Genomic DNA, 9,054 nt, shown 5'->3' with positions numbered 1-9,054 from the left:
TCGCGGAGAAACCGTTGCAGCCGGGCAAGCTCGTCGCCTTCGGCGCCCGGGTTCGGGTACCACAGGACCAGCCCCAGGTGGTGCCACCGCAGCGGATAGCGGATCGAGGTGGTGGCCGCATCGACGTCGGTGGTCTTGTTTGCGTGCAGAATCTCGCGCACCCGCAGACTGCGAAGGCTGTTCTGGTTCTCCAGCCATCGTTCGCGTTCGTCTTCATAGACACCGACGACTTGCTGCGACATCCAGTCGATGTAGGAGAACATCGTGTCGGTGATCACCTCGATTACTGCGACCCTCATCGATTCCGGGATGTCGATCGCCCGCAATTCGGCGAAAACCAGCTCATTCACCCGACGCTGACCGAGCCGATAGGCGCGCACCAACGCGTTGACCGGCACCCCCCGCTGGGCCAATCGGCGGGCGTACTCGAGCGCAGCGGTGGGCGCCTCGACACGCTCGACTGCGATGTCATATCGCAGCGAATGCAAGATGGTGTCCACATTGCCCTCGACGCTGGTCCCGAGCAACTCCACGAGCGCCGCGTCGCCACGCAGCTCGGGGATCTGATCCTCGAGGGAACGACGGACCGCCGATGACACGTCGACCAACCGATCGTGCAATCGGCCGGCGATCTCGGCGATGTAACTCTTCACCCCGACATCGCTGTCAAGAGGTTGTTTCTTCACATCCACGACGTTAGACGCGGTTGTCGTCTGTCGATAAGACCGCCGCGCAGATTTGTTGCTCCTCGACTGTGTTAAACCGCGCGCGATTCCTAATCTTGCCGCCACTTACGGCAAACGACTGTCAAAGGAGCCACTCGAATGGGATTCACCAAGCCCTATCTTCCGGATGTCGATCCGGACACCTTCCTAACGAAGCCGCTGATGGAGCGGATGCGGATCCTCGCCACCGATTGGGCCGAAAACGGCTTCGGCTCCCCGAAGATGATCCACACCATTTACATCGTGAAGCTGGTCGTGTTCTTCGCGATCGGCGGCATCACGGTCGCGACGTTGACGTCGGGGCTGCCCGCTTTCTGGCATGTGTCCGAATGGTGGAACCAACCGATCGTCTACCAAAAGGTCATCCTGTGGACCGTGCTACTGGAGGCCATCGGTGTGGCCGGCTCCTGGGGGCCGCTGGCCGGCAAGGTCAAGCCGATGACCGGCGGCATCCTGTTCTGGGCCCGACCGGGAACCATCCGGCTGCGCCCATGGAAGTGGATGCCGTTCACCAACGGCGACCGGCGCACCTGGTTCGACATCGCGGTCTACCTGGCATTGCTGGCGAGCCTGGCCGTCGCGCTGCTGTCACCGGGCGTGCACAGCGACTCACTCTCAACGGCGTTGCCGGACAACACATCCGGCGTGGTGAACCCTGCCCTGCTGATCGCGCCGATCGCGCTGCTGGTGCTGATCGGTTTGCGGGACAAGACCATCTTCCTGGCCGCCCGCGGAGAGCAGTACTTGCCGGTGCTGGTGATCTTCGCAGTGTTGCCGTTTGTCAACATGATCATCGCGCTGAAAATGGTGATCGTGGTGGTGTGGGTCGGCGCCGGCTTCTCGAAGTTCGGTAAGCACTTCTCCAACGTCATCCCGCCGATGGTGAGCAATACGATATTCGCGCCCAAATGGGTGCGACGGGCCCACTACCGCGACTTCGGGCGCGACATGCGGCCGTCGCGGATGGCGGACTTCATGGCACACGTCAACGGCACCACGGTCGAGATCCTGGCTCCGCTGGTCCTGTTCTTCTCCACCAATAAGTGGGTGACGCTGGTCGCGGCGCTGCTGATGGTGGGCTTCCACCTGTTCATCATCTCGACCTTCCCGCTCGCGGTGCCGCTGGAATGGAACGTGGTCTTCGCCTACACCACCATCTTCCTGTTCCTCGGCTTCCCGAACTGGAACGGATACGCTCCGTGGAACATGACTCCGCCCTGGCTGGCCTTCGTCATCGCAGCCGCCCTGCTGTTCTACCCGGTGCTGGGCAATCTGCGGCCGGACAAGGTGTCCTTCCTGCCTTCGATGCGCCAGTACGCGGGCAACTGGGCCTCGGCACTGTGGACCTTCGCGCCCGGTAGCGAGCAGAAGCTGAATCGGGTCACCCGCTCGGCGTCCAACCAGCTAGACCAGTTCGTCGCGGCCGGCTACGAGCGGCAGTGGGCCGAGATCACCCTGCAGAAGACGACGGCGTGGCGAAGCATGCACAGCCAGGCTCGCGGCCTGTACTCCCTGCTGCTGACCCACCTGCCCGACATCGACGGCCGCACGGTGCGCGAGGGCGAGTTCGTCTGCAATTCGCTGATCGGCTTCAACTTCGGCGACGGCCACCTGCACAATGCGGACATGATCCGTGCCGTGCAGCGCGAAGCCGCATTCGAGCCGGGCGAGTGCGTCATCGCCTGGGTCGAATCGGAGGCTTTCGGTAGCGGCGTCCAGCACTACCAGCTGATCGACGCCGCACTCGGGGTGATCGAGAGTGGCACCTGGAAGGTCGACGACGCGGTGTCCGAGCAGCCCTGGCTGCCCAACGGCCCCATCCCGACTAACGTGGAATGGTCCCTCAGCGGCACCAAACCGGCCGTCCGGGACGACCAGGAACACGGTCACGGAGCGCTGGCATTAGCACCGCAGTGGTGGTAGGTGGCGGGCCCAACGGGCTCGCCGCCGCCCTTGCCCTGGCCGCCGAAGGCGTGCAAGTCACCGTGCTCGAGGCCGCCGACGAGGTCGGCGGTGGCACCCGCAGCGGCGAAGCCATCGTTCCCGGCCTGCTGCACGACCACTGCTCGGCGATTCATCCCATGGCGGTCGGGTCGCAGTTCCTCAGCAGCTTCAAACTCGACCGCTACGGCCTCTCGTGGCGCTGGCCGGAGATCGACTGCGTCCATCCCCTCGATGACGGCACCGCCGGCGTGCTGTACCGCTCGGTAGAGCAGACCGCGGCCGGCCTCGGTCGCGACGGGTCACGGTGGGAACTCGCATTCGGCTACCCGGCCGCCAACTTCGACGCCCTTAGCGAGGACATCATGCGGCCCCTGTTGCGGTTCCCGCACCATCCGCTGATGCTGGCCCGGTTCGGCGCACCCACCGTGCTTCCGGCCTCCGCGTTCGCGCGGTTTTTCCGCACCGACCAGGGGCGTGCCTTGTTCGGAGGCGTTGCGGCCCATGCCTTCCGGCCGCTGCACTACCCGATGACGTCAGCCATCGGGATGGGCATCATCGCGGCCGGCCACCGGCACGGGTGGGCGGTGGCAGCGGGCGGATCGCAGTCGATCACCAACGCGATGGTGGCGCTGTTGAGCGACTTGGGCGGCAAGATCGAGACGGGTGTCCGGGTCGAGGAGGCGTCGCAGCTGCCGCCGGCCGACGTCACGATGTTCGATCTGGCGCCCAGTGCGGTGGCCGGGATCCTGGGCGAGCGTCTTCCGCGCCGAATTTCGCGTGCCTTCACCAAGTTCCGGCGCGGACCCGGTGCGTTCAAGGTCGACTTCGCCGTCGAGGGCGGTGTGCCGTGGACGAACCCGGACGCCCGGCGCGCCGGTACCGTGCACCTGGCCGGGGCCTACTCCGAACTCGCCGCGACCGAGCGGGACATCCATGCCGGACGCATGCCTGAGCGGCCATTCGTACTGGTTGGTCAGCAATATCTGGCCGATCCGCAACGCTCGGTTGGCGATATCCATCCGGTGTGGAGCTACGCGCACGTTCCAAACGGCTACACGGGTGACGCGACCGAGGCGATCACCGCCCAGATCGAACGGTTCGCTCCCGGCTTCCGGGATCGCATCATCGGGTTGACGGTTCGCTCGACGACGCAGATGGACACCTACAACCCCAATTATGTCGGCGGCGACATCATGACCGGTGCCAAGGACATTCGCCAGCTGACGTTCGGACCGCGAATCACGCTGTCGCCATACACCATTGGGGTGCCGGGCATGTACATCTGCTCGGCGGCCACCCCGCCGGGGCCGGGCGCGCACGGCATGTGCGGCGCCAACGCCGCCAAGCTCGCGCTGGCATACCTCGACCTTAGAAGGTGACCACGACCTTGTCGGCGGCACCGGGTGTGCTGGCCAGTTCAAGTGCCTCCCCGACGTTGCCGAAGGGGATGGTGTGGCTGACGATCACCGAGTATTTCTCCCAGTTCGCGACGAGATCGGCAGTCACCTGGAAGATCTCGTCGGGATATCCCATGCTGCCGACGATGGTGATCTCGTTGCTCATCACGTTGACGAACTCGACCGGAACCGGCTCTTTGTGCACGCCGACGATGCCCAGCGTGGCTCCCTTCTTGGCAGCCGCCAGCGCGGTGTTGACAACGGCGGGCACACCCGCACAGTCGAGGTAGATGTCCGTGCCGGCCTTGCCGGGGTAGATCGATTCGCCCGCGCCATGTAGTTCGACGAGGCGTTGCACGACGTCCTCGTCAGCGGAGTTGATGACGGCATCGGCGCCGATCCGCAGCGCCTTTTCCAGGCGGGAGGCGATGAGATCGACGACTACGACATGGCTTACGCCAAGGGATTTGAAGGCCAGCGTCGCGCCCAGCCCGATCGGCCCCGCACCGAATATGGCGACCTTGTCCGACGGTTTGGGTTTGCACTGGTTTGCGCCGTGGCGCGCGACGGCCATCGGTTCGTTGAGGGCGGCGACTTCCCACGGGATGTGCTCGGGGATGACTTCGAGACTGGTTCCGCGGACCGCATTTTCGATCAGCAGATAGTTCGCGAGGGCCCCGGCGGCTCCGCCGTTGCCGATGATGCCGCCGGGGGCGGCCATGGGATTGATGACGACGTGATCGCCGATGGCGACGCCGGAGACGTTCGCGCCGACCTCGACGACTTCGCCCGCGGGTTCGTGGCCGAGCGGGGTGCGCCCTTGGCGCGGCGGAACGCCACCGATGGTGATGTAGAACGCATCTGAGCCGCAGATGCCGCAGGCGCGCATTCGGACCAACACGTCGTCCGGACCGGTCTGCGGGCTTTCGGCATCGACGACTTCCGCCTTGCCGGGGCCGGTGACCATGGCCGCTTTCACGGCGTGATCTCCAATTCGATATCGAAGGTATCCAGGTATTCGGCGAAGACCGGTTCGAGTTGTTCCACCGTCAGGCCGTATTGGTCGAGGCTGTAGGTGTTCAGCGCGAACAGATCCTGCGGATGCCCGGCGAGCCAATTCCGCATGCGCGCTTCGGTTTCGGCGGTAAGCGGCTCGTCCACCCACTCGTAGATGCGTCGCATGACGTCCATCGGGTCGCGCACCATCTCGTGGTAATACATGTGGAAGAAACGTTCGTCGCCGATGCGATCCCGGGCGCGCAGTGGCCGGTCGACGTGATATCGCATCTGCCACATCGCGGCGCGACCCATCTCCGTCTGATCCACCAGCTCGGTGTTCATCACCAGGCTCTGCGGTAGCCGCCATAGGTTGCACAGTGACCCCGTCGCCTTATAGGGATCGCGGTGCGCCCAGATCAATCGCGCGTCGGGGAACACCTTCAGCAGCGCTTCGATGTGCACCGAATGCGACGGCATCTTCAGGCTCCAGGTGCCCGGTGCTTTCGATTGCAGCACTTGCAGATAACGCTTCTGGTACTCGTAGGTGCTGCTCATGTCGGTCTCGTCGAAGAGCCACCGCGCGTACCGGTCCGTCGGGAGGAAGGAATCCCAGGACAGGCCCTTGAAGTCCTGGTTGTGGATGAACATGTCCTCAGTGGGCCCGTCGGCGTCTTCCCAATGCGGCAGCGGCATTTTCGCCTTCTTGACAATCTCCAGGATGTTGCGCTGTTCCGCCAGCAGCGCCAGACACCGCGGATCGGTGCGCAGCGTCTCGGTGGTGGCCGGCGGTATCGGGTGCACGCACTGCCAGTGCAGCAGCGATCGGCGTGCCGGGTCCTGGTCGAGCAGGTAGCTGATGACCGTCGTACCGGTGCGAGGCATGCCGAGCACGATCAGTGGCCGTTCGACGGGCTCGTCGAGCACTTCGGGGTGAGCCTGAAGGTAGTCGTGGACCTGCATGCGCCGCCCCAAGGCGTCGGTGGCGTCGTTGAGGACACGTTCCCGGCCGAAAGGAGTAAAGGCCGGCGAGTTGTTGACTTCGTCGAGGATGATCGTCAACCCGTCTCGCCAAGAGTCCGAGTCGATCTCGGTGACACCGGTGCGTTTGGCGGCCAGCTTGAAAATGTCATCAGGCCCCGCGATGTCGTGGTATTCGCTGTAGTCGCCCATGGCTCAGACCGTCAGGTATCCGCCGTCGACGGCGATGGTGCTGCCGGTGATGTAGGACGCGGCATCGGTACACAGGAATAGCGCCGCACCCGCGCAATCCTGCGGTGTTCCGGGTCTGCCCAGCGGTGTGTGGAAGCCGATCTCTACGTCCATGACCGCGGGGATGCCCATCGCCGGGTGCGTCATCCGGGTGTCGATGAGCCCCGGCGCGATGGCGTTCACGCGGATTCCGTCGTTGGCCCACCGGCGGGACAGGTTCATCGTCAACGCGATCAACCCCATCTTCGACGAGGCGTACCCGGGGACGAAGATGGCCGAACGGAACGCGGACATCGACACAACGCTGACGACGCTCGCGCCACCAGGAGCCTGGCTCGCCTTGAGGCGCTCGTAGCAGCGCATGGTCAGCCGCATGGGGCCGAACATGTTCTGCGCCACCGACGCGACGTAGCCGTCCGGGTCGTATTCGTCACCCGCGGGGTAGGGCCCGCCCGCGTTGTTGACCAGGATGTCGAGTTCACCAAGTGAGTCCGCAAGCGCATCGACGGAGTCGGGCTCTTGGATCTGGCACTGCCGGTAGGAGAACGCACCCAGTTCCGTCTCGGGATAGTCAGCGGCCGATGCGCGGGTGCCGGTCACCGTGACCGACGCCCCGGCCTTCGCGAATTCGGCGGCGATCGCGTTGCCGATGCCGCTGGTGCCGCCGGTCACGAGCACGTTGGCGCCGGTGAAATCGAAGGTGAGGGAGTTCATTCGGTCGTCCTCAGTTCGTTAATAATTTTGTTGAGCCAGGCTCTTTTCCAGAAGTTGTCGGTGTCGGCGAGCAGCGTCTCGTGGGCGTCGGCGGCCACCCCGCGCGCTGCCGCGTGGGTAGGCTCGACGGCCAGGACGAGGTCGCTGAGGTGCAGCGCCTCCACCGGGCGCCCGCTCGCCACGTGGGTGCGGGCCGCGTCGACGAGCGCGTCGGCTCCGGTGGCGCGCACCACGTCAGCGGCGACGGACCCCGGCGCCACACCGTAGAGCTCGGTGGTGGAGCGGTGCTGGAACCAACCGGCATACATCTCCCAGATGGCGCGCACATTCCACGAGGTCTGGCCGTACCCTTCGCCGACGTCGAGATGCTCGGGCACCCTGACCTCACGCATCGCGGTATAGACGTCGGTGCCGGCGTTCATCAGCTCGACGGTGCGGTCGTGCACGGCTTGCATCGCGTCGCGCATCGCGGTGACTTCCTGAGCGATCAGGGCGGCGCCCTCGATCGGAGCGAAGTGACCCGTGATCAGCCGCTCCGGTCCGTATGCCAGCACTGTGTTCAGCGCCTCGATGTAGAGAATCGGGTCGCGGTAGCGGTCGCCGCGGATGGTCATCAGGTTAGGCACATGACCGAACAGCGGCCCGAACAGGTTGCCGGTGAACAGGATTCGTTCCTCGGGTAGCCAAACCACCAGCGCGTCGGTGGTCTCACCACCCGGTGTCCAGGTCAGCTCGAAAGTGCGCCCGCCGACCGTCAGTGCATGGTGGCGGTCGAACGTCGTGGTCGGCTCGGGAAAGGAGAAGTCGATCGTGGCGGGATCGATGGTCTTGAAATGCTCGAGCACGGCGTCGGAGAACTTCTGGAAGGCAAACGACGTCTTGGGCACGCGATAACCCATCAGACGCTGGTTGTCATCGCGCCAGTAGCGGTAGTTGCGGTGCATCACGATCTCGGTCTGGGGGTCCGAGTCTTCGTCGCGCAGCGTATTCACCCCGCCCCAGTGATCGGCGTGCCCCTGGGTGACGATGATGGCCCGAGTCGGGCCCGCCAGGTCGGCAAAAGCCTTGCGGTGCAACGGTCCTTCGAAGACCAGCCCGGCGTTGACGATGACTTGTCCGTCGTCGGTGGTCACCGCGTAGGAGTTGGAGACGCCAGGTGACATCCAGATCTGGTTGCCCAGGGCGATCGCGGGAGTGTCGGTCGCCGCCGCGAGGTCGGCAGCTCCCGGACGCTCGCGATGAATCCCAGCCATGACTGGCGATCCTCTACAGTTCTAGAGGTAAAGTCAATATCCATGGGACTGCAGGGTTTGACCGACAAGGTTGCGATGGTGGTCGGCGGCGCCACCGGCATCGGCGCGGCTACGGCCGCGCGGCTGGGAAGGGAAGGCTGCCGGGTGGTCATCGGCGACATCGCCGAAGACGCCGCCCGCCAGACCGCCGAACGCATCGCCGCCGCGGGCGGCACGGCGACCCACGTCGCCTTCGACCTCGCCAACCCCGACTCGGTGGCCGAGCTAATCGACACCGCCGCAACAACTTACGACGGAGTCGACCTGTTGTTCAACGTCGGTGCCGATATGAGCACGATCCGCGCCGATACAGACGTGGTCGATATCGACTTCGCCGTGTGGGACCGCGTGATGACGGTGAACCTGCGCGGGTATGTGGCCGCCTTGAAATACGCCATCCCGAGAATGCTCGATCGCGGCGGTGGGGCGATCGTCAACATGTCCTCGGCCGCGGCGTTCCAGGGCGAGCCCGCGCGACCGGCCTATGCCACCGCCAAGGCCGGCATCGGCGCGCTCACCCGGCACGTCGCGTCGCGGTGGGGAAAGGAAGGCATCCGCTGTAACGCGGTGGCGCCCGGGTTCACCGCGACCGAGGCCATCCGCTCCGTGCCGCAATGGCCCGACCTGCAGGCTGGCGCGCTGAAGCGCATCCGCGGAACTCGCGTCGGCGATCCCAGCGACATCGCGGCACTGGTCGCCTTCCTGCTCTCCGAGGAAGGCGAGTGGATCAATGGTCAGGTCGTCAACATCGACGGCGGCACCGTCCTGCGCTGA

Annotated in this window: 7 protein-coding genes and 1 pseudogene; 3 read left to right on the top strand and 5 right to left on the bottom strand. The window is 65.1% G+C overall.

The window, feature by feature from the left end:
• Positions 1 to 686: pseudogene (locus ACLP9N_RS37545) on the bottom strand (PucR family transcriptional regulator); the annotation flags it as partial.
• A gap of 138 nt (positions 687 to 824) precedes the next feature.
• Here ACLP9N_RS37545 and ACLP9N_RS37540 point away from each other — a divergent pair.
• Both ACLP9N_RS37540 and ACLP9N_RS37535 read left to right on the top strand, forming a co-directional pair.
• Positions 825 to 2,648 carry a DUF3556 domain-containing protein gene (locus ACLP9N_RS37540; protein ID WP_442412137.1) on the top strand — a complete coding sequence of 608 codons (1,824 nt, stop codon included), beginning with the start codon at positions 825 to 827 and terminating at the stop codon, positions 2,646 to 2,648.
• A complete protein-coding gene (locus ACLP9N_RS37535) occupies positions 2,627 to 4,048 on the top strand; it encodes a phytoene desaturase family protein (protein WP_442412142.1) in 1,422 nt (473 codons plus the stop codon). Before ACLP9N_RS37540 ends, ACLP9N_RS37535 begins: the two co-directional genes overlap by 22 nt.
• On the opposite strand, the gene ACLP9N_RS37530 is transcribed toward ACLP9N_RS37535, so the two are convergent.
• From ACLP9N_RS37530 to ACLP9N_RS37515, 4 genes are read right to left on the bottom strand one after another with little or no spacing between them, the layout of a single operon-like run.
• The gene (locus tag ACLP9N_RS37530; protein WP_442412136.1) at positions 4,038 to 5,045 is read right to left on the bottom strand and encodes a zinc-dependent alcohol dehydrogenase; all 1,008 of its coding nucleotides are present in this window, start codon (positions 5,043 to 5,045) and stop codon (positions 4,038 to 4,040) included. The two genes, ACLP9N_RS37535 and ACLP9N_RS37530, sit on opposite strands and share 11 nt — an antisense overlap.
• Positions 5,042 to 6,235 carry a sulfotransferase family protein gene (locus tag ACLP9N_RS37525; protein WP_442412135.1) on the bottom strand — a complete coding sequence of 398 codons (1,194 nt, stop codon included), beginning with the start codon at positions 6,233 to 6,235 and terminating at the stop codon, positions 5,042 to 5,044. The genes ACLP9N_RS37530 and ACLP9N_RS37525 overlap by 4 nt, the downstream gene beginning before the upstream one ends.
• A 3-nt stretch (positions 6,236 to 6,238) precedes the next feature.
• Positions 6,239 to 6,988 carry an SDR family NAD(P)-dependent oxidoreductase gene (locus ACLP9N_RS37520; RefSeq protein ID WP_442412134.1) on the bottom strand — a complete coding sequence of 250 codons (750 nt, stop codon included), beginning with the start codon at positions 6,986 to 6,988 and terminating at the stop codon, positions 6,239 to 6,241.
• Positions 6,985 to 8,241 (bottom strand): alkyl sulfatase dimerization domain-containing protein, encoded by a 1,257-nt coding sequence (locus ACLP9N_RS37515; protein WP_442412133.1) that lies wholly within the window; start codon positions 8,239 to 8,241, stop codon positions 6,985 to 6,987. Before ACLP9N_RS37515 ends, ACLP9N_RS37520 begins: the two co-directional genes overlap by 4 nt.
• A gap of 42 nt (positions 8,242 to 8,283) precedes the next feature.
• On the opposite strand from ACLP9N_RS37515, the gene ACLP9N_RS37510 reads away from it, so the two are divergent.
• Positions 8,284 to 9,054, top strand: coding sequence for an SDR family NAD(P)-dependent oxidoreductase (locus ACLP9N_RS37510; RefSeq protein WP_442412132.1), 771 nt, complete (start codon positions 8,284 to 8,286; stop codon positions 9,052 to 9,054).

This window comes from Mycobacterium sp., from assembly GCF_052144515.1.
GTDB lineage: Bacteria > Actinomycetota > Actinomycetes > Mycobacteriales > Mycobacteriaceae > Mycobacterium.
This window is presented reverse-complemented; position numbering and strand designations above follow the sequence as displayed.